Annotated in this window: 18 protein-coding genes; 10 read left to right on the forward strand and 8 right to left on the reverse strand. The window is 45.9% G+C overall.

What is annotated here, in order from left to right; genetic code table 11:
• Positions 1 to 78 precede the first annotated feature (78 nt).
• Positions 79 to 1,524 carry a sodium:solute symporter family transporter gene (locus AC5ZC7_RS11585; protein ID WP_496159126.1) on the reverse strand — a complete coding sequence of 482 codons (1,446 nt, stop codon included), beginning with the start codon at positions 1,522 to 1,524 and terminating at the stop codon, positions 79 to 81.
• Positions 1,525 to 1,684: 160 nt separating this feature from the next.
• On the opposite strand from AC5ZC7_RS11585, the gene AC5ZC7_RS11590 reads away from it, so the two are divergent.
• The 3 genes from AC5ZC7_RS11590 (at position 1,685) to AC5ZC7_RS11600 (ending at position 4,764) form a co-directional block, all read left to right on the forward strand.
• Positions 1,685 to 3,124 carry an MFS transporter gene (locus tag AC5ZC7_RS11590; protein ID WP_496159125.1) on the forward strand — a complete coding sequence of 480 codons (1,440 nt, stop codon included), beginning with the start codon at positions 1,685 to 1,687 and terminating at the stop codon, positions 3,122 to 3,124.
• 2 nt (positions 3,125 to 3,126) lie between these two features.
• Entirely contained in the window at positions 3,127 to 3,699 is a 573-nt protein-coding gene (locus AC5ZC7_RS11595; RefSeq protein WP_496159124.1) for a cyclic nucleotide-binding domain-containing protein, read from the forward strand.
• Positions 3,700 to 3,831: 132 nt separating this feature from the next.
• Complete coding sequence (locus AC5ZC7_RS11600; protein ID WP_496159123.1) at positions 3,832 to 4,764, forward strand: GNAT family N-acetyltransferase; 933 nt, start codon at positions 3,832 to 3,834, stop codon at positions 4,762 to 4,764.
• Here the strand turns inward: AC5ZC7_RS11600 and AC5ZC7_RS11605 are convergent.
• Entirely contained in the window at positions 4,761 to 5,231 is a 471-nt protein-coding gene (locus tag AC5ZC7_RS11605) for a DinB family protein (RefSeq protein WP_496159122.1), read from the reverse strand. The two genes, AC5ZC7_RS11600 and AC5ZC7_RS11605, sit on opposite strands and share 4 nt — an antisense overlap.
• Positions 5,232 to 5,439: 208 nt before the next feature.
• On the opposite strand from AC5ZC7_RS11605, the gene AC5ZC7_RS11610 reads away from it, so the two are divergent.
• The 5 genes from AC5ZC7_RS11610 (at position 5,440) to AC5ZC7_RS11630 (ending at position 14,659) form a co-directional block, all read left to right on the forward strand.
• Positions 5,440 to 7,077, forward strand: coding sequence for a carboxyl transferase domain-containing protein (locus AC5ZC7_RS11610; protein ID WP_496159121.1), 1,638 nt, complete (start codon positions 5,440 to 5,442; stop codon positions 7,075 to 7,077).
• A gap of 298 nt (positions 7,078 to 7,375) precedes the next feature.
• The gene (gene rnhA / locus AC5ZC7_RS11615) at positions 7,376 to 7,834 is read left to right on the forward strand and encodes a ribonuclease HI (RefSeq protein WP_496159120.1); all 459 of its coding nucleotides are present in this window, start codon (positions 7,376 to 7,378) and stop codon (positions 7,832 to 7,834) included.
• 69 nt (positions 7,835 to 7,903) lie between these two features.
• Positions 7,904 to 9,619, forward strand: a complete 1,716-nt coding sequence (aspT, locus tag AC5ZC7_RS11620) for an aspartate-alanine antiporter (RefSeq protein ID WP_496159119.1) — start codon at positions 7,904 to 7,906, stop codon at positions 9,617 to 9,619.
• A gap of 452 nt (positions 9,620 to 10,071) precedes the next feature.
• Entirely contained in the window at positions 10,072 to 13,164 is a 3,093-nt protein-coding gene (locus tag AC5ZC7_RS11625; protein ID WP_496159118.1) for a SusC/RagA family TonB-linked outer membrane protein, read from the forward strand.
• Positions 13,165 to 13,174: 10 nt separating this feature from the next.
• Positions 13,175 to 14,659 (forward strand): RagB/SusD family nutrient uptake outer membrane protein, encoded by a 1,485-nt coding sequence (locus AC5ZC7_RS11630; protein ID WP_496159117.1) that lies wholly within the window; start codon positions 13,175 to 13,177, stop codon positions 14,657 to 14,659.
• 59 nt (positions 14,660 to 14,718) lie between these two features.
• On the opposite strand, the gene AC5ZC7_RS11635 is transcribed toward AC5ZC7_RS11630, so the two are convergent.
• Positions 14,719 to 15,282 (reverse strand): isoprenylcysteine carboxylmethyltransferase family protein, encoded by a 564-nt coding sequence (locus tag AC5ZC7_RS11635; RefSeq protein ID WP_496159116.1) that lies wholly within the window; start codon positions 15,280 to 15,282, stop codon positions 14,719 to 14,721.
• 94 nt (positions 15,283 to 15,376) lie between these two features.
• Here AC5ZC7_RS11635 and trxA point away from each other — a divergent pair, with 94 nt between their 5' ends.
• Positions 15,377 to 15,676, forward strand: a complete 300-nt coding sequence (trxA, locus tag AC5ZC7_RS11640) for a thioredoxin (protein WP_496159115.1) — start codon at positions 15,377 to 15,379, stop codon at positions 15,674 to 15,676.
• Positions 15,677 to 15,807: 131 nt separating this feature from the next.
• Here the strand turns inward: trxA and AC5ZC7_RS11645 are convergent, their stop codons facing one another.
• The 4 genes from AC5ZC7_RS11645 to fbaA form a co-directional block, all read right to left on the reverse strand.
• Entirely contained in the window at positions 15,808 to 16,959 is a 1,152-nt protein-coding gene (locus AC5ZC7_RS11645; RefSeq protein ID WP_496159114.1) for a tetratricopeptide repeat protein, read from the reverse strand.
• A 50-nt stretch (positions 16,960 to 17,009) separates the two neighbouring features.
• Positions 17,010 to 17,447 carry an SsrA-binding protein SmpB gene (gene smpB / locus AC5ZC7_RS11650; RefSeq protein ID WP_477079037.1) on the reverse strand — a complete coding sequence of 146 codons (438 nt, stop codon included), beginning with the start codon at positions 17,445 to 17,447 and terminating at the stop codon, positions 17,010 to 17,012.
• Between the two features lie 120 nt (positions 17,448 to 17,567).
• The gene (accD, locus tag AC5ZC7_RS11655) at positions 17,568 to 18,416 is read right to left on the reverse strand and encodes an acetyl-CoA carboxylase, carboxyltransferase subunit beta (protein WP_496159113.1); all 849 of its coding nucleotides are present in this window, start codon (positions 18,414 to 18,416) and stop codon (positions 17,568 to 17,570) included.
• Between the two features lie 230 nt (positions 18,417 to 18,646).
• The gene (gene fbaA / locus AC5ZC7_RS11660; RefSeq protein WP_496159112.1) at positions 18,647 to 19,714 is read right to left on the reverse strand and encodes a class II fructose-bisphosphate aldolase; all 1,068 of its coding nucleotides are present in this window, start codon (positions 19,712 to 19,714) and stop codon (positions 18,647 to 18,649) included.
• Positions 19,715 to 19,850: 136 nt separating this feature from the next.
• On the opposite strand from fbaA, the gene AC5ZC7_RS11665 reads away from it, so the two are divergent.
• Positions 19,851 to 20,663: an alpha/beta fold hydrolase gene (locus AC5ZC7_RS11665; RefSeq protein WP_496159111.1), complete on the forward strand. Its 813-nt coding sequence runs from the start codon at positions 19,851 to 19,853 to the stop codon at positions 20,661 to 20,663.
• On the opposite strand, the gene AC5ZC7_RS11670 is transcribed toward AC5ZC7_RS11665, so the two are convergent.
• Positions 20,660 to 21,100 carry a Rieske 2Fe-2S domain-containing protein gene (locus tag AC5ZC7_RS11670; protein WP_496159110.1) on the reverse strand — a complete coding sequence of 147 codons (441 nt, stop codon included), beginning with the start codon at positions 21,098 to 21,100 and terminating at the stop codon, positions 20,660 to 20,662. The genes AC5ZC7_RS11665 and AC5ZC7_RS11670 overlap by 4 nt on opposite strands.
• Between the last annotated feature and the right edge of the window lie 49 nt (positions 21,101 to 21,149).

Raw genomic sequence — 21,149 nt, forward strand, 5'->3', positions numbered from 1 at the left:
AATATTAAAGCAAATGACCAGCGCGAATAGGTAAGCTGATTACCCGCGCTGGTCATTTGCTTTAAATAGTTTTATCCTTTATGCTTTTCGTTTCCCGATCAACAACAATCCCAGGAAAGTAAAGAATCCATTGATCAGTAATAATTCCAGCCCAATCTGGAACTTTCCAAACAAGGCAGCCTGGTTAAGATCAACCACCAGGCAAAGTAAGGGAGCCGCCACACATACCACCGGCACCAGCTTATCATTTACCTGGCGCTTCGTTAAAATACCAAATGCAAACAATCCTAACAAAGGACCATAAGTATAAGCCGCCACTTTAAGGATCACACCGATCATGCTTGGATTATTCACCCACTCAAAAATCATCACAAACAGCAGGAAAATAAGGGCCATCAGCAGGTGTATCCGCTGACGATATTTCTTCTTTTGCGCTTCGGTCCAGTCGGTGCGTTGCTGCATATCCAGGATGTCAATGCAAAGCGACGAGGTTAACGCCGTCATAGCACCGTCTGCACTTGGAAACAGGGCCGATATCAGCGCAATAATAAAGATCACGGAAATCACGGGCGGCATATGATGCAACGCCAGCTCAGGGAATAATTTATCTCCCGTAACAGTTACCTGCTGCTGGGCACCATACAGGTGAAGTAAACCTCCCAGGAAAAGAAACAGCCCTATTACAATCACCATAATAAAGGCCAGCGACACCATATTTTTTTTGGAATCTTTTAATGTTTTTACCGAGATATTTTTCTGCATCATCTCCTGGTCAAGGCCCGTCATGGTAATCGTAATGAATGCCCCGGCAATAATTTGTTTGACGAAAAAGAGCTTACTGTTTGGATCTGTATTGAAAATAGTGGTAAGTCCTTTTTCGTGCATAGCAGTAAAGCTTTGCCCCAGGCTCAGATCCATGGTATGTAATATAAATCCAACGCAGATGATCAGCCCCGCCAGCATACAGGTAGTTTGCAGGGTATCTGTATATACAATGGTTTTTACACCACCTTCATACGTATACAGCAGGATCATAAACAAGATAATCAGCGTGGTAAGCCAGAAGGGAACGCCAAAACTGGAGAGGATTGCATCCTGTAATATTCTTACCACGAGGTATAACCTGGCCGTAGCGCCAAGGGTACGGGAAAGAATAAAGAAGGAGGCGCCTGTTTTGTAAGAATAGTTCCCAAACCGTGTATGGAGGTAATTATAAATAGATGTTAACTGAAGCCGGTAGTATAAAGGAATCAATACATAGGCAATGGTAATATACCCGATAAAATACCCGAGGGTAATTTGCATATACGAAAATGCATCTTTTCCCACGGCGCCGGGGACGCTCACAAAAGTCACCCCACTGAGCGAAGTACCGATCATACCGAAGGCCACCAGCATCCAGTTACTGTTACGGTTGCCTATAAAAAAGGAGTCGTTGTTCGAATTACGACCTGTATACCATGCGACTACCAATAGAATTACAAAGTAGGCAACGACGAATGAGAATAATAAACCTGGCGACATACATCAAATTTAATCAAGATACTACTTTCCCGCAAAGAGGCAAAGATAATGATCTTCCGGTCTTTTGACAGAAGAGGGCTGCACCGGTTCATTTATTGACCTGGATCAATTTTCAGGGAGCGGGATGGCTACACCTTTGTGCCATCAAAAACGAATAAATATGACTGGTTTAACAACAAATGCTCCGCTCATAGCGGAGAAAACTCCTCCGGTAGCGGAATTGCCGCCACCCCATTCATGGCAGGTAAAGGCCGCCGTAGCAGGGCTTGCGCTGATCTTGTTTATGGTAAACCTGGATACAAGTATTGTGATTGTAGGATTACCGGTATTAATGAAACACCTGCACGCTTCTTTTGCCGCCGCCCAATGGGTAGTGCTTAGTTATATGTTGCTGTTGACCGCATTAATTGCCGGAGCGGGTCGTTTAGGCGATATGTTCGGTAAAAAGAAATTGTACCTGTTGGGGATCCTGGTATTTACCATTGCGTCCTGGGGTTGTGGAATGGCGGCTGGTATTAATGCATTGATTGTTTTCCGGGCCATGCAGGGAATAGGCGCCGCCTTCTGTTTATCGCTCAGCTTCGCCATTGCCGGTGACCTGGTTCCTAAAAGTCAGTTAGGAAAAACCATGGGCTGGCTTACCATGATGGTGCCGCTGGGTATCGCTTCCGGGCCCACCTGTGGCGGGATCCTGGTGGCTACATTGGGTTGGCAGGCGATGTTTCTGGTGAACATTCCACTAGGGATACTGGCGTATCTGCTGGTACGCAAATATGTACCGGCTACGGCCCGGGTGGGTGCACAGCCAGCCGACTGGACAGGTATGCTGATCCTGGCAGGGGTGCTGGTGTGTTATTGCATGGGAATGACCATGATGGAAGACAAAGGATTTCTGAGCAGGTCGGTGTGGCTGCTCCTGGCTGGTTTTATCGGAGGCGCCATCTGCTTCGTGCGTTACGAACGGAAGGTGCGGCATCCCTTCCTGGACATGCAACTTTTCCGGCATCCCTTACTATCTGCCAGTTTGCTGGCGGCGTGGCTGGTATATACCGTGATCATGGCTACCGTAGTACTGTTACCTTTTTATCTCACCAATGAGGGACACTACACGCCGTTGCAAACCGGGTTATTGATGTCCTTTGGACCACTGGTGACGGCTGTATTGAGCGTGTTTGCCGGGAAGGCCGCCGATAAATTTCATGCACGTAAAGTAATGCTGGTGGGCGTATTGATTATGGTGGCCGGTTGTGTGGCCATGAGCAGCATTAGCGTGGAACAGGGTATTGTTGGCTTTTTATGGCGGATTGGGCTCATCCAGGTAGGACTTACATTTTTTCAAACACCTAATAATACGGCGGTGATGGAGCTGGCGGCACCAGCGCAGCGTGGACTCATGAGCGGACTCTTGTCCCTGTCACGTACTACCGGGCATATAACAGGAACGGCAGTATTGGGAGCGGTGTTTGCCATGCTGATACAACAGGGAACGGTAACCCATGCCATTGCGGTGGTATTTTTGCTGGCGGCAGTGCTGGTGGCGATTGCTGCATTATTAATATATTTGGTGCTGAGAAAACAGTCGCGCCGCAATAACGCTTAAGCATGTACGAACAATTAACCGACTATATCCTCCGCAGAATTAGTGTAACGGATGCGCAGCTGAGCACGATCCTGTCTCATTTCAAGTTGCAGAAAACAGTCCGTAACCAGCTATTATTGCCGGAAGGGGAGATAGCTAAAAATATCTTCTTTGTTAACAGTGGTTGTGTAAGGGTATATTTTATAGACGAGAATGGCCAGGAAGCCACCCGCTACCTGGCATTTGAAAATAATTGTGTTTGCGGGCTGATGAGCTTTATTTCCGGGAAACCTTCCCATGAATTCATCCAGGCAGTTTTACCTGGTCAGTTATTGGCTATTTCCCGTAATGATTTCTATTATTTGCTGGATACGATTCCCGCCTGGGAGAAGTTTTATCGTCACTACCTTGAAAATGCCTATGTAGTGAATACCGGGCGGTTAATGAGTTTTATTACCCAAAGTGCGGGAGAAAGATACCAGCAACTACTAAACGAAAATGCACATATTGTACAACGACTACCTAATAAACTGGTCGCTTCTTACCTGAATATTTCCCAGGAAACATTGAGTCGCCTGAAATCAAAGCGCTTTTAATCATTGTCCAAATGTGCCCGGACGGGCTGTTACTGCGACATTTTCTCAGCTAAAATAAATACTTGACAAAGGCAAATTTATTATTTGCTTTTGTCAAGTATTTATTTATTTTTGTTTGAGAAACAAATAGCTATGAGCCATCCCGAACCTGTCATCAGCAGTATCCGCCAGTTTAACCGTTTCTATACCGGCATGATTGGCCTGCTGAACCAACATATCCTTGAAAGCAACCTGTCGCTCTCAGAAGTGCGGGTGATTTATGAAATAGGGCAGCGCCAGAAATGCACCGCGGGAGAGTTAATACAGGTATTAAAGATTGACGGGGGGTACCTCAGCCGCCTTCTGAAAAAGTTTGAGAAAAACGGCTGGCTGAACCGGCAGCAATCTACCGCCGACGGCCGTACGTTTTTTTTGCAGCTCAGCGCAGCCGGTAAAAAATTACTGGCAGGCCTGGAGGAAAAGTCAACCGCTGAAATTCAGCGCCTGACCACTCCTTTGTCCGAAAAGCAACAGCAACAAATGACCGGCGCCATGAAATCTATTCAGCAGATTTTATCCGCCCCGGAAGCCGGCGCCGTTTCGGATATCCATATCCGTTATCAACTCCAGCCGGGTGATGTGGGATACCTCATTTATTTGCACGGACAGCTCTATGCGAAGGAATCGGGGTATAATCTGGAGTTTGAAGCCTATGTATGTAAAACCTTCTACGAATTTTTACCTACTTATAATCCCGCCAAGGATCGCATTTTCCTGGCCATTGCAGATAACCAGATTGTAGGATCAGTGGCCATACTGGGATCTTCCCGCCACCTGGCGCAGTTGCGCTGGTTCCTCATTCATCCCGATTTCCGGGGCCGTGGACTGGGTAAGCAACTCCTGAAAGAGGCCATCGATTTTTGCAGGGAGAAAGATTATCAGAAAGTATACCTGATGACTACCAGCATGCAGGAAACTGCCATTGCCCTTTACAAGAAGGCAGGCTTCCGCAAAACCGGTGAAAAATACCTGCAGCTATGGGGACAACAACTCTATGAACAGCGGTATGATATGGACCTGTTCTAGGCGTATTTATGCAGCATCACTACTTGTCCGAGGTGGTAGGCATCATGTTCGGCCAGCCCCTGCAGATAGTAAATAGCAATATGTTTGGTGCCGGGGAAAGTATCGAATAATTCTTTCTCCGGAAATTTTCTGATACTGTCGGTTATTTGCGCGAAGGAGTGCTCCAGCCGGTGAATGGTGGCCTGCCAGTTTTCCTCTCCATGATTTTCGGGCATATAAAAATCTGGCAGATCGCCATCCTGCTCTGGCGCCTCATTATGCATAAAGCGTTGTACACGCTGATGCCAGAATATAACATGATTAATGATTTCCCAGCTATTATTGGAGGTGCCGTTGGAGGTACCAAAAGTTTTGACTGCCTGTGCTGCATCTATGCGTGTCAGGTGCTCCCGGAAGGTTACATCAATCCAGGGTTGCCCATTGTAAAGGTTTTCCAGCGAAGCAGCTAAATGTTCCGTTAATGACATAAGAAACCGATTTTATTTTTTAAAAGATATATCTGACTCTTTTAAACAGGTACCTGCATAATCCGTATACCGCTATATAAATAAGAATAGAATCCCGTTAATCGTGATAATCATCTAAATGTGCAGCAAGCGACAACCGGCAGGGCTGTCGTCTATCGAATTTACTGAATTCTTTCCCTTATTTTTAAAGAATATAAAACCCATCGTTATGGATCAGCAGCAACTGGAGAACAACAAAAATGAAGATGCTATGCGAATGGCTATCAGCACTATGAAACAACGCCTCGGTGTAATAGAGCAGGGCGGAGGAAAGAAAGCCCTGGAGAAAGTACGGCAGCGTGGTAAGCTGACCGCCCGCGAGCGCATTCAGTATTTGATAGACCGTGATTCCACCTTTACTGAAATCGGCGCTTTTGCCGCTTATGATATGTATAACGAGTATGGAGGTTGCCCCGCAGCAGGTACCGTTGGAGGTATCGGCTATGTAAGCGGCCGGCAGTGCATGATTGTTGCCAATGATATGACCGTGAAAGCCGGCGCCTGGTTTCCGATGACCGGCAAGAAAAACCTTCGCCTGCAGGAAATCGCCATGGAAAACCGCCTCCCGGTGATTTACCTGGTAGATAGCGCCGGTGTATTTTTACCCATGCAGGATGAAATATTCCCGGACAAAGAACATTTTGGCCGCATCTTCAGGAACAATGCCCGCATGAGCGCCATGGGCATTACGCAAATTGCTGCCGTGATGGGTAGCTGCGTGGCCGGAGGTGCTTATCTGCCCATCATGAGCGATGAAGTGCTGATGGTAGAAGGCAACGGCTCTATTTTTCTTGCAGGCCCCTACCTGGTAAAAGCAGCTATCGGAGAAGATGTAGATGCGGAAACGTTAGGCGGCGCGGTTACCCACACAGAAATATCCGGCATCGCCGACTATAAATTCAAAACCGATGAAGAATGCCTGGACCAGGTAAAGCGCATCGTTAGCAAGCTGGGACATCAGCCTACCGCCGGATTTGATCGCATTGAACCACAACTGCCGCTGAAATCAGGGGAGGATCTGGACAGCGTATTACCAGCCGATAGTTCCCGCCCTTATGATATGATGGAAGTGATCGAACGTTTGGTAGATGGTTCCGCATTTGATCAATACAAACAGGATTATGGAAAATCCATTATCTGCGGATATGCCCGCATCGACGGCTGGGCAGTTGGCATTGTGGCTAACCAGCGTAAAATAGTAAAGAGCCGGAAAGGAGAAATGCAGATGGGAGGCGTTATTTATAACGATAGCGCCGATAAAGCCGCCCGCTTTATTATGAACTGCAACCAGAAGAAAATTCCATTGGTATTTTTACAGGATGTTACCGGGTTCATGGTAGGCAGCAGAAGCGAACATGCCGGTATCATTAAAGATGGCGCCAAACTGGTGAATGCAGTGGCCAATTCTGTAGTACCCAAAATTACCATCATCATCGGTAACTCCTATGGCGCAGGCAACTATGCCATGTGTGGTAAAGCCTACGATCCCCGTTTTATTTATGCATGGCCTTCCGCTAAAATAGCAGTGATGGGTGGAGAACAAGCCGCCAAAACATTATTGCAGATACAGGTGGCCGCGCTTAAATCAAAGGGAGAAGTCATTACACCGGAAGAAGAAGCACGCCTGCTCAAAGCCATCACCGACAAATATTACGAACAAACCACTCCTTATTATGCGGCCGCCCGCCTTTGGGTAGATGATATCATTGATCCCGCCGATACCCGTATACGTATCGCTGAAGGTATCAAGGCGGCCAACAATGCGCCGGTAGAACAACCCTTTAGTGTAGGGGTATTTCAGGTGTAGAAAGCGTAAAGCAGAAAGGCGAAAGCATAAAGCCACCGATGCGAATGACTGAAGCGGATATTGTCTTTGTGCAGGATTAGACTGATTAGACTGATTTTGATGATTATTTTTTTAATATTTGGAAAGATGGTAAATCTCTTTCCGTCTTCTTAAAAAATCAAAATAAAAAATCAGTCTAATCAGTCTAATCCTGTACAAAGACAATATCCGCTTCAGTCATTCGCTAAAATAGCTTTATGCTTTCACCTTTCTGCTTTAAGCTCAAAAAAAACTACCTTAGCAACTTTTAAAGAAGAACATGGAACTGGTAGTATATACAGACGGCGCTTCCCGCGGCAACCCTGGCCCGGGAGGATATGGGGTGGTGCTGATGTGGGGAAATACCCGGAAAGAGTTGTCTCAAGGGTATCGCAAAACCACCAATAACAGGATGGAGCTACTGGCTGTGATTGTAGCACTGGAAGCCCTGAAAAAAGACGGCGTAGCAGTAACTATTTTTACAGATAGTAAATATGTGGTAGACAGTATTGAAAAAGGCTGGCTATGGGGCTGGGTGAAAATTAACTTCAAAGACAAAAAAAACAAAGACCTCTGGCAACGTTTCATTCCATTGTATAAAAAGCATCGCATAAAAATGCAGTGGGTGAAAGGACATGCCAGCAATCCATATAATAACCGTTGTGATGAACTGGCTACACAGGCTGCCGATAGCGGCAACTGGCTGATTGACGAAGGTTTTGAAAGCGATAACGCATAGAATAAACGCACTCCTCCGAACCAAGAGGTGATCATAATTGTAATATAAGCGCAAACTTAATACTACTTTATGCTCACCTGGTTCATTGAAACATTACAGAAATACCCTGAAATAGCCGTGATGCTTACCCTGCTGATCGGCTTTCTGCTGGGGAAGGCCCATATCAAAGGTTTCACACTGGGTACCGTAACGGGTGTATTGTTGGTGGGTATTGCCATTGGCAGCTTTCATATCACCATTCCTTCTGAAACAAAATCTATCTTCTTTCTTTTTTTCCTGTTTTGTACCGGCTATGGAATAGGTCCGCAATTTTTTCAGGGATTGAAAAAAGATGGATTGCCCATTGCATTGTTTTCCTTTATAGTATGTTGCAGCAGCGTACTTTTCTGCTGGGGCATTGCCTCTTTACTACGCTTCGAAACCGGCACCACAGCAGGATTAATGTCGGGTGCCAATACCTGCTCTGCCATCATTGGTGTAGCTTCCAATACCATTAATGAACTCAACCTGAGTGATGATGAGCGTGCCCGGTTAATTAACCAGATCCCCGTAGCATATGCGGTGACGTATATCTTTGGTACCGCCGGCACCAGCTGGTTTTTGTCTGTAATAGGCCCCTGGTTTATGTCTGGAAGTCGCGCCAAATTAATAGAACAAACCAAAGACCTGGAAGCTAAAGTATCTGAAGCTTCGCCGGAAGAAGAGGAGAACATCACCAATGCCTATGACCAGGTGGCATTCCGGGCTTACCTCGTCAACGGCGAGTTAGCAGGCGACGGAAAAACCGTGGGCGACATTGAACACATGCTGCATGAGAAAAAAAGATTGTTGTACATCCTGCGTATAAGACGGGGTGGCAAATTATATGAAACCAGCAATGGATTTATTATTAAACAGGGAGATATTATCGCTATTGGCGGACAACGATCTGCAGCCATTGCTTCGGAATCCTTACTGGGAAAAGAGGTGGCAGATGCGGAGTTGTTGACTTTTCCGGTGCAATCAGCCACCGTGATTATTACCCGAAAAGCCGCTATCAACAAGCCTTTGAAAGAGTTTGCCCGGCATCCGGAATTTCATGGTATCAGTGTTCGCAAAATTACCCGCTCCGGGATTGAAATGCCATTATCTGCCCACACCATAGTACAAAAGGGAGATGTAATCGAGATGGTCGGTATTCAACAGGAGTTGGACAAAGCAGTGGCCATTTTAGGATATAAAGAAAGGGTAGGGGTAGAAACCGATATTGTTTACCTGGCGGGCGGTATTGTAGTAGGCACATTGGTAGGAAGTCTCAGTGTACGGTTGGGCAATGTGCCGGTGGAGCTCAGTACCAGCGGTGGTGCGCTGATTGCGGGCCTGGTATTCGGCTGGATGCGTGGTATCCGTCCGCGGTTTGGTTATATTCCCGCCGCTTCCCAGTGGGTACTGACCAAACTGGGACTGCATGTATTTATTGCTATTGTAGGACTCAGTGCCAGCCAGGGCTTTTTGCAAGGTTTGAGAGAAGAAGGATTGACGCTGTTCCTGGCCGGTATGGTGCTAAGCCTGTTGCCAATGGTAGTAGCATTGTTCCTCTCTAAATATGTATTTAAGTTTCATCCTGCCATAGGTCTGGGAGCCTGTGCCGGTGCGCACGATGAATCCGCGCCTTTGCTGGCGGTACAGGATGCACTGAACAGTAAAGTACCCGCGCTGGGATACACGGTAGCCTACGCCGTAGCCAATATTACCCTTACTACTTCTGGTGTTATAATTGTCTTGTTGATGCATAAAGGCGGCTAAAAACGCCGCTCATCACATTTTTATCTGGCAAAATCCGCTTCAGTACTGCAACTACCCCGCAGTGAATCGTTTTACCTTCAACTTTTTTAACATTTCTTTTGTTTTTAACTTGGAAAGAATTTAGCTTTGCGACCCATTAGTCTATAGGATTGATAGGATAATACATTGGAACTAATTTTTAAAGGTAAGCTTATGAAGAAATATACCCAACCATACTTTGTTTGCAACGATTGTTGTTGCCTGCATTAATTAAACCAACAAACCTTTTCCGCTTAGCATCATCGCAGTAGCAGATGGTTACAACAAACAACAAGAACTGTCACCGGAGCTTCAACAACTTCCGGGATTATTATCAAATCGGGATACAACAAATATAAAGTCTGTTCACATACGGGCAAGAATTCGTATTGCCTCGAAAAACCAACAATCACCGCTCATTTAACATTTTACTTATGTTACAACGACTACTTCTCTTACTGCTGCTATTTAGTGCCCCGGCAGTATTTGCACAAACACGAACTGTCACCGGACGTGTTTTTTCGGCGAAAGATAATACGCCGCTACCGGGTGCTTCCGTAGTAATAAAAGGTACCTCCAACGGTACCGTTACGGATCCGGAAGGCAACTTTAGACTATCCGTTAATGATCCTGCTGCCACTACTTTACAGGTTCGTTTCATTGGAATGGAATCGCAGGAAGTACTGATCAGTACCAGCCCGCTCAGTATTGGGCTTCGCTCTTCCGGGAAAGACCTGGGAGAAGTAGAAATTGTGGTAGCCTATGGTACCACCAAGAAAGGATCCTATACCGGTTCTGTATCACAGATCAAAGGGACAGAGCTGGAAAACAGGCAGGTATCCAGCGTATCTAAAGCCTTGCAGGGCTTATCCGCCGGTGTACAGAGTACCTCTACCAGCGGACAGCCAGGTTCAGATGCTACCATCCGTATCCGTGGGGTAGGATCTATCAATGCTTCTGCAGATCCGTTATATGTATTGGACGGTGTGCCTTACGGCGGAAGCCTGAGTGCCATCAATCCCTCCGATATTGAATCCATCAGTGTGTTAAAAGATGCTACCTCTGCTGCATTGTATGGTTCCCGCGGTGCCAATGGCGTTATTATTATTACCACTAAAAAAGGTAAAAAACAAGGCTCCGTAATAGATGCCCGCGTAAGCCAGGGTTTCTCTAAAAGAGCGGTGAAGGATTACGAAAAAGTAAGCACAGATCAGTATTTTGAAATGTACTGGGAAGCGCTTCGCAATGGTAGTTTAACGAATGGTGCAACTCCCGCTGCCGCTGCTGCACAGGCCAGCAGCCGGCTTATCAGCAGGGTAGGTATTAACCCTTACGGTACTGCATTCCCGCAACCGGTAGGCACCGATGGTAAACTGGTGGCTGGTGCTAAAGCATTGTGGAATGATGACTGGGATGAAGCCATGCAACGTACCGGACATCGTACACAAGCCGACCTCAGTATCAGCGGGGCTACCGAAAAAAGCAGGTATTATATTTCCGGTGGCTATCTCAATGATGAAGGTGTTTACCTGGCCTCCGGATTCAAGCGCTATAATGTACGCAGTAATGTAGAATTGGACGCTAAGAAATGGTTGAAGGTAGGACTGAATATCAGTGGTGCACACTCCGATCAGCAGGCGCCTCCTTCAGAAGACAGCCGCACAGATAACTATGTGAACTACGGCCGCCTGATGGCTAGCTTCTATCCGATCTATCAGCGCGACCGCACTACAGGCGCCTATTTGCTGGATGCCAATGGAAATAAAATGTTCGACTATGGTAGCTATCGCCCCAGCGCAGCTAATACCAACAGTAACCTCATAGGCACTTCGTCGATCGATAAACATAACCTGATAAGAGACGATGTTTCTGCCCGTATTTACGGCGAAGCTACTATCTTACCAGGACTGAAATTTAAAACCAGCTACAACGCAGACTATACTGCCAAAAACCAACACGACTATACGAATCCTACCTTCGGCTTTGATGCAGAAGTAGGAGGTACCGTAGAAAAGAATGCTTCCCGGATTTTCAGCTGGACATTCAACAACATTCTGACCTACGATCATACTTTCAACGAAAAGCATCACCTCAATTTACTGGCAGGCCAGGAAACGTATAAGTACACCACCACCTTCATGGATGGTCAACGTTCCGGGTTCTCCCTACTGGGCCTCGACGAATTGTCGGATGCCGCTCTGATCAAAGATCTCCAGGGATATACTGATACATATAATATCTACAGTTACCTGGGCCGCGCTGAATATGACTACCTGGGCAAATACTTTTTGTCAGGATCGTTGCGCGCAGACAGATCCTCCCGCTTTAAGCCACAGTATGCCTGGGGTACCTTTTGGTCATTAGGAGCTTCCTGGAAAGTAACAGAAGAAGACTTCCTGAAAAACAGCCCCTGGCTGAACCTGTTAACCGTACGTGCCAGCTATGGTGCACAGGGTAACGACAACCTGGGTGATGACGCCTTCTACAACTATCTGCCATTGCTGGAGGTAAACAGCAACCTCGGAGAAGGGGGTACTTATCGCAGGGTACTGTATAACGAAAAACTAAAATGGGAAACCAACCTGAATCTGAATGTTGGTGTTGATTATGCCATGTTCAACAATCGCTTTAGCGGTACATTGGAATTCTTCCAGCGGGCCTCTAAAAACCTCCTGTATTACCGGCCATTGCCGCCATCTATGGGGTATGCTTCCATCGCTGAAAATATTGGCGCGCTGAAAAATACCGGCTTTGAGGTAACCCTGCATGGCGTACCGGTAAAGACGAAAGATTTTAGCTGGGTGGTTGATTTGAATATGACCCACTATAAAAATAAGGTGACAGAATTGCCACAAAAAGAAATTATCAGTGGCACCAAGAAGCTGATGGTAGGCCGTTCTATTTATGATTTCTGGATTCGTGATTGGGCAGGCGTGGATGAAAAAACAGGATTGCCATTATGGTATATTAATAACCCTGATGGTACCAAAGGCACCACCAGCAACTCTGCCGCCGCTTCCCTGTACTACAGCAAGTCTTCTTTACCGGATTTGTATGGTGGTTTCACCAATACCTTTAACTACAAAGATTTTTCGTTATCCTTTATGTGGGCGTATAGCCTGGGAGGATCTGTTCTGGATAATGATTACCTCTACCTGTTAGGTACAGGAACTTCTGCAGGTAGGTCTTTCGGTCCCGAAATGCTGAATCGCTGGACACCTCAAAATACAAAAACCGATGTGCCTAAACTCACTACTGTTCAAACCAACTGGACAGCCACTTCCAACCGCTTTTTGTATGATGCAAGTTATGCCCGTCTGAAAACAGTGAACCTGAGCTATAATCTTCCAAGAAGGTTGATGCAAAGGGCACATTTGAATAATGTGACCGTTTACCTGCAGGGAGAAAACCTGTTCACTTTGTATAAGCATAAAGGTCTCGATCCTGAGCAATCCGTGGGAGGTACTACTTACTATCGCTATCCGGCTATCAAATCGTTATCTGCCGGTATTAACCTGAGCTTCTAAAAACATGACCATGAAAAAGAACTTATTTATATTCACTATCATCACCGTGCTGCTACTGGGGTCCTGCAGTAAGGATTTCCTGGAACCCAAGCCTACCAATGCTATACCGGATACAGAGGTATACAATACCGTAGACAATGTGGAAACGGTGGTCAACGGTACCTGGTCGTATATGTTCGAGGAATTCTTCACATATGCCGTTCCAGGTTACAAATCCCTTTCTCTCACCAGTGATGCCATGGGAGATGATGTGGCAGTAGTGCCGCAGGTGTATGGATTGTACAGTTCTTATGCTTTTACCGAAATGGTAGATAATACCAAGAACCGTGTAAATGCATTCTGGACTATTCTCTACAAAGTAATTGATAACTGCAATAATATCATTGCCCGTATTGATAATGCTACCGGAGATGACGCTAAAAGAGCACGTATCAAAGGACAAGCCTACGCACTCCGTGGATTCTGTTATCTTAACCTGGCATCTTTCTACCAGTTTAATAATACAGGTGCAGAAAAAGCAGTGCCGATTTACCTGGATCCTACCACACCTGCTTCTGTAGGCAAGCCAAGAGTAGCAGTTTCGGAAGTATACAAACAGGTAATAGCAGACCTTCAGAAAGCATTGCCATTGCTGAAAGATTACCAGCGCGATCCCAGTCAGAAATGGAAAATCGATCAGAAAGTGGTAAATGGTTTACTGGCAAGAGCCTACCTCTATAATCATCAGTGGGACCTGGCTATTCCAGCCGCTGTAGCGGCTCGCCAGGGATATCCGTTGATGTCCGGCGATGATTATAACAAAGGATTCAACGATCTTAATAATACAGAATGGATCTGGGGACATGGGCAAACGCCTAACCAAAGTAATGCCAGCTATAATTTCCACTTCCTGGATGTATCTACGCCGGCAGCTTACTATCAGAGTTTTATGTGTGATCCGTACTTCCAAAACTTTTTTGATAGCGCCGATGTACGTTTTCGCTTATTCGACTGGAATAGCGATGGCTACCTGCGATACAAGAAATTCCGTTTCCGTGATGCCACGGCGCTCATTGGCGACCTGGTGCTGATGCGTGGTGCAGAAATGTACCTGATCGAAGCAGAAGCCTATACCCGTAGCGGCAACACCGGCAAAGGAGCCGAGGCACTCAATGCCTTACGTACGGCCCGCAACGCCACCGTATACAAAGGCGGCGGTAACCTGCTGGATTCTATCCTGATAGAAAGAAGAAAGGAATTATGGGGAGAAGGGTTTGCACTGTCTGACATTATTCGTACAGGCGCTCCCGTTATCAGGAAACCATTCCTTTCCTATACAGGAGAAGACAGTATTATTCACGTCATCCAGCCAGATGGCAGTACGCTGGAGGTGGCCGGACAGGGACACACTACCACGATGCTACCTGATGGAAAGCCATTCACACCCAATAACAATTATTATCTGTTTAGCATACCGGTAACGGAAGTACAGAATAATCCAAATCTCAATAAGTAATTGAAATAAAAAAAGGACGGTAGCGATACCGTCCTTTTTTTTATTTACACCGGGTGCAGTTAATAAATCCAGGGAATTAGCCTGCTGGTATGTTTCATGTAATCAATATATTCTTCCCCAAACTGTGCTGTCAGCATTTTTTCTTCTACGTTAATCCGGTAAATAAACACGATCAATACCGGGATAAACACCACGGCAAATGCCAGCCAGTTATTGAGGGATAAGCCAAAGCCCACGAAAGACAGCAAAGACCCCGCATACGCAGGATGCCGTATGATACCATATATACCGTCTTTTTTTATGTAATGGTCCTTGCGGATTGTTACCACCACAGTAAATAATCGTCCCAGCTGGGCAATAGATACAAAACGCAGTATCATCCCGAGTAATATAACGGAGAGGCCTACACGATTCATGAGCGGGCCTGCCATGATATAATAGTGCGTTTTAAAAGATACATAGATGGCGGCATTGATAAATACGATGATCACGATCCATATATAAGCCAGGCTGCCTTTGTCCTGCTTTTTCTTATCGGCCTGATCTCCGCCGCGAAGAATCCTGTGAAGCAATATTTCAGAAAGAAACCAGGCGAAACAGATAATAGAGGATAATATATTCATATTGTAAAGGATATTAGAACAGTGGGTATGACAGCGATTACGTTTTCTGATTTTCAAAAAGGTACGTAAATTTAATTACAATAAAATGTGTGCTATGGAAAATCTGCAAGCAATATTACAATCTCCCACGCCGGTATTGATCGACTGTTTTGCCACCTGGTGCGGGCCCTGTCAGATGGTGCCACCAATCCTTAAAGAGGTAAAAGAAAAGATGGGAGACCAGTTGAGGATTATTAAGATAGATATAGATAAGAACCAGCAGTTATCCGCACAATGGCAGATCAGCAGCGTACCAACCCTGTTGCTTTTCCGCAGTGGAAGGCTGGTATGGCGCCAGAGCGGAGTAGTGCCGGCGCATCAGTTGTTGCCGATTCTGAAACAACATTTGTCGTAGAGCAGAAGGCATAAAGCAGAAAGCAAAAAGCCATTGTAGCGAATGTCAGGAGCGGTATTTTAACTACTTATCCGCGCTTATCATTCGCTACAATGGCTTTTTGCTTTCTGCTTTATGCTTTCCGCTCTACATCATATCCGATTATAGTAGCTCTGCAAATCTCTTGTGAGTATATCGTAAATAGGCCGCGTAAATTCCATGAATAAATCAGTAGGGGGTGGAGGGGGGATATCCTGGCCACTCATCAGGCGTTTATCTTCGTCGCTTAACGCTCTTTCATCGCCACGGAAGGTACCAAACTGATTTACCCAGGTATAACTGCCCGGAATGCGGTCTTGCCGGAGGAGTTGTCCATTACTGGTATTGGTAATCTGGTAGTCCAGCAGACCTTTGGATACCACTGTTTTTTTAGTAAGATAGAGGGTAGCGGTAACTACTCTGTAATAAGGGATTTCTTTACCGGTAGAGTCTTTGGTGGTACCAGCCACAATTTCTTTAGACACATTACGCTCAACGCGATCTACATAGGTTTGTCCTACTACAAAGTCGAAAAAGCGCAGGGAGATATATTCATCAGGGTACAGGTTGGCGTTGCGCACGGTGCGTTCATCGTAAAACTGTACAAACTGGTTGATATTACGTTGCTGGAGGTTTCTCACCAGGTAGTCGCGGAACTGGTCGGCGGAGAATTGGAAGTAAGGGGAGCGTACTTCTATCTGGCTCACCGCCACATTAATCACACCCAATTGAAAGGCTTCTTCTTTTCGTTGTTGGGCGTCGCGATAATTAGGGACGAGCTTGAGCGCTGCCACAAACTCTTCGTATGCCTGCCGGGCGCTGGCTTTGTCGCCGTTATTAAGTAAGGACAGGCCCCGGTTGTACCGCGTTTCCGCTGCATTTTCCTGGGCGCCGGTGATGGCATTCCGGTAATCTTTGGGTTGTACCAGGCGGAGGGCCGCAGGCGAGCTGTGGATGGCATTATACAAATTTTGTAATGCCCGGTATTCATTGCGGACGCCTTCCCACTTCAGGTCGTTGTTGGAGCGCAGGAGTTCATTGACCCGGTCTTCCCGGCTCAATTGGGCCTGTTTATAGGCATCTGGCAACATCCGGGTAGCGGTGGCATCCTGGGGTTTGCGCTGCAATTTCTTTACGAACGCATTTACGGCGTCGTCGTATCTGCCTTTATTGTATAATTTTTCGCCTGATCTGCAGGAAAGGAAGAAAGTGTAAAGGACAATGGCGGCTACGCTGAGTAGCTGCCTCCATGATAACTTTTTCAAGGGATTATTTTTATAAGGATATGTTTGCCTGCTATAGTCCCTGCTCCAGCCTATTTGTATTGCCTTCTGAGTTCACGGTCTGCTTCTCTTTCTTTGATAGAGTCGCGTTTATCGTGCAGCTTTTTACCTTTACCAATACCGATTTCAATTTTGGCAAGGCTTTTATCTGTGATGAACATACGTAGTGGTACAATGGTATAGCCGCGTTCTTTGATTTTATTTTCGATTTTTCTTAATTCACGCTTTGTCAGCAACAACTTGCGCTCGCGTAAGGGGTCATGGTTGGAGGAGGTGCCATGGGAGTACTCGGCAATATGCAAGCTTTTTACAAACAATTCTCCTTTGGAAAAATAGCAGAATGAATCATTGAAACTCACTTTATTGGCTCGAATAGACTTGATTTCCGTTCCCAGCAATACCATACCGGCAATATATTTATCTTCTATTGCGTATTCGAAATATGCCGATCTGTTCTTTAATTCTGCCATTGTGAAGGGGTTGGCTAGCTGGTAGCTATTGGCTTTTAGCTTTTAGAAAATGCAGCGGAGAACATATATTGTGTTGATCTCCGCTGCATTTTCTAAAAGCTAAAAGCTAAAAGCCAACAGCTAGTTTTTAAATATCGTCAGCAAACTTGCCAACTTCGTCTTTAATTCTTTTCTATCCATGATGAAATCCAGGAAACCGTGTTCCAGCAGGAACTCTGCGCTCTGGAAGCCAGCAGGTAAGTCTTTTTTAATCGTTTCTTTAATGATCCTTGGACCCGCAAAGCCAATCAATGCACCTGGTTCCGCAATGTTCAGGTCGCCCAGCATTGCATAGGAAGCGGTTACACCACCGGTAGTAGGATCCGTCATCAAAGAGATGTAAGGGAGTCTGGCATTCGCCAACTGTGTGAGCTTGGCAGAAGTTTTTGCCATTTGCATGAGGGAAAAAGCACTTTCCATCATACGGGCGCCACCTGACTTGGAAATGATCATCAACGGTTTTTTGTTAACGATGCAATAGTCGATGGAACGGGCGATCTTTTCTCCCACTACCGATCCCATGGAACCGCCAATGAAATTAAAATCCATGCAGGCTACCACGAGGTCATTCCCCAATACCTTGCCAGAACCAACTGTCATGGCATCTTTCAACCCGGATTTCTTTTGTGCATCTTTCAGTCGGTCACCATAAGGCTTCAAATCCTTAAAGCCCAGGAAGTCTGTTGGATATATATTTGGAAACAGTTCCTCGAACTGATTGTTGTCAAATATGATCTCAAAATACTCTGCAGAGTTAATACGGTTATGATAATTACACTTATCACACACATAGTAATGCTCTTTCAGATCCTTTACAGTAACGGTTTTTTTACAGTTAGGACACTTGTGCCACAAACCATCCGGTGCTTCTTTCTTTTCACTGGTGGTGGTAGAGATGCCTTGTTTAATTCGCTTAAACCAGCTTGACATATTTTGCTATTAGATTAGAAAATAGTGGTGCAAGATACGAATTATCGTATAAAGCCAAAAACATAGCTAGAAAAAGCTTAAAGCATAAAAGAAAAAGCAAAAAGCTATTGTAGCGAAGATGACAATATATGCTATTTAAACATATGTTATCGCTCTTATCTTCGCTATAATAGCTTTTTGCTTTTTTCTTTGTATACAGGTGCTTTAGCACTTATGCTTTAAGCTCCCGCTTAGGCGTTCCTGTTGATGCAATTCAGATCATGGAATGCTTCTTCCAGGCGTTTTACAAAGGTTTCTTCACCTTTGCGCAGCCATACGCGTGGATCGTAGTATTTTTTATTCGGCTTGTCAGCGCCTTCCGGGTTACCCAGCTGACCCTGCAGGTAGTCTTTTTTCGCTTCGTAGAAGTCGTGTATACCTTCCCAGAATGCCCATTGCATGTCGGTATCAATGTTCATTTTGATAACGCCATAGCCCAGTGCTTCGGAGATCTGGTGTTTTGGAGAACCACTACCACCATGGAATACATAGTAAACTGGTTTAGCAGGCGTGTTGTATTTGGCCTGGATGAATTCCTGGCTGTTGTGCAGGATTACCGGACGCAATTCTACGTTACCCGGGCTGTATACACCGTGTACGTTACCAAAAGCAGCAGCTACCGTGAAACGTGGACCTACTTTAGACAAGATTTCATAAGCATACGCCACTTCTTCCGGCTGTGTGTACAGTTTGGAGTTGTCAACACCGGAGTTATCCACGCCATCTTCTTCACCACCGGTTACGCCCAGCTCAATTTCGATGGACATACCCAGCTTATTCATTCTCTCAAAATATTTATGAGAAATTTCGATGTTTTCAGCGATTGGTTCTTCAGACAAATCCAGCATGTGGGAGCTGTACAGTGGCTGACCATGGAGTTTGAAGTATTGTTCACCTGCATCCAGCAAACCATCGATCCATGGTAACCATTTTTTAGCCGCATGGTCAGTATGTAATACTACCGGTACGCCATAATATTTAGCTACTTCATGTACGTGCTTTGCGCCAGAGATACCACCTGCAATGTTAGCCTGCAGCTTATCATTCGGCATACCTTTACCTGCAAAAAATTGTGCACCACCGTTAGAAAACTGAATAATAACCGGTGAATTTACTTTAGCAGCTGTTTCCAGTACCGCATTTACGGAGTTAGTTCCCACAACATTTACGGCAGGCATAGCAAATCCGTTGTCTTTGGCATCGTTATACAGCGCATCCAGCTCTTCGCCGAATAGTACGCCAGCTCTGTATTTTCCCATACTCTGATATGTGTTTTATTTTTTAGGAAAGCAAATATAAGGAGTTAAATAGAAGATTTATAGCGAAAAGTAAGTGCTTATGTATTAAATCTCCCGGCAGAAAAACGTATTTTACCCGATCATAACCCATCACGATATGAAATTTTACCTTGCCCTGTTGAGTGTTCTGTTCCTGAAAATGCCCGATGCTAAAGCATTTGAAGGTCATACAATAGATTCAGTCCTTTATTATACTTCTTTTGATGGCACCCGGATTCATTACGCGGTAAAAGGAAGCGGACACCCGGTATTATTAATACATGGATTTATTGTAGACGGGGAGGGGTGGAAGAAAACTGCGGTATACGATTCCCTGTTATTACACGGGTGTAAGGTAATTACCCTGGATTTACGTGGTAATGGAGCGTCTGATCATCCGCACGACAGTACAGCGTACCTCCACGACGCGGAAGCTAAAGATATGATGGGACTCATGACTTACCTGGGCATCAACAGCTACCAGGTAGTGAGTTATTCGCGTGGCGCCATTATAGCCGCCCGTTTGCTGGTACTCGATCCCCGGGTGCGTAGTGCAGTACTGGGCGGTATCGGCACCGGGTTCACTGATCCTGCGTGGCCCCGCCGGCTAAAGTTTTATGATGCCCTGTCCGGAAAGGACGTGCCGGAACTGGCCGCCATGGTACAAAATGTACAGAAAGCGGGGCTGGATCAACGTGCCCTGGCGCTGATGCAATTTGGCCAACCCACTACAACACCGCAGGAGCTGACCAAAGTACAACAACCGGTACTGGTATTAGGAGGAGATAAGGACGAAGACAATGATACCGGCGGATCACTGGCGGCTATGATGCCGGCAGGGATGCACGGAACAGTGGCCGGAGATCACAACACCGTCTGGCGTTCCGCTCCTTTCGCCGCATGGGTATTAGATTTTCTGCAAAATCATTAGCTAACGGTAAGTGCATTACCGTCTACTTTCACGGTATAAGCGGTCAACGGGGCTGTTGCCGGTCCGGTGTTTACCGCGCCGGTGGTGCTATAGCGACTGCCATGACCACAAGGGGCATTGCATTCTATTAATTTAGAACTGTTATTGAAAGTAGCCACGGTGCAACCCTGGTGTGTACACGTGCTGGAAAGTGCGGTAAAGCTACCGGCCGTATTTCCCGTGGCGGTACGAATAATAATCACGCCATTAGCGATTTTAAAATCACCCACATTCGGCAGGTCAGATGCCAGGTTAAGGGATAGTTTGGGGGTACCGCCACCCCCGGGTGGATTAGGCGTCGGATTATCGCTGCTACCTTTGCTACAGGCTGCTAATCCCGCTGTACAGGCCAATACCAGCGTTATTCCGATGTTGGAAACAAAGTCTCTTCTTTCCATAAGTGATGCGTTTAAGTGGTTCGATACAACTGTTTACGCAAATGGAAAG

This window comes from Chitinophaga sp. 9-1-y (assembly GCF_059511905.2).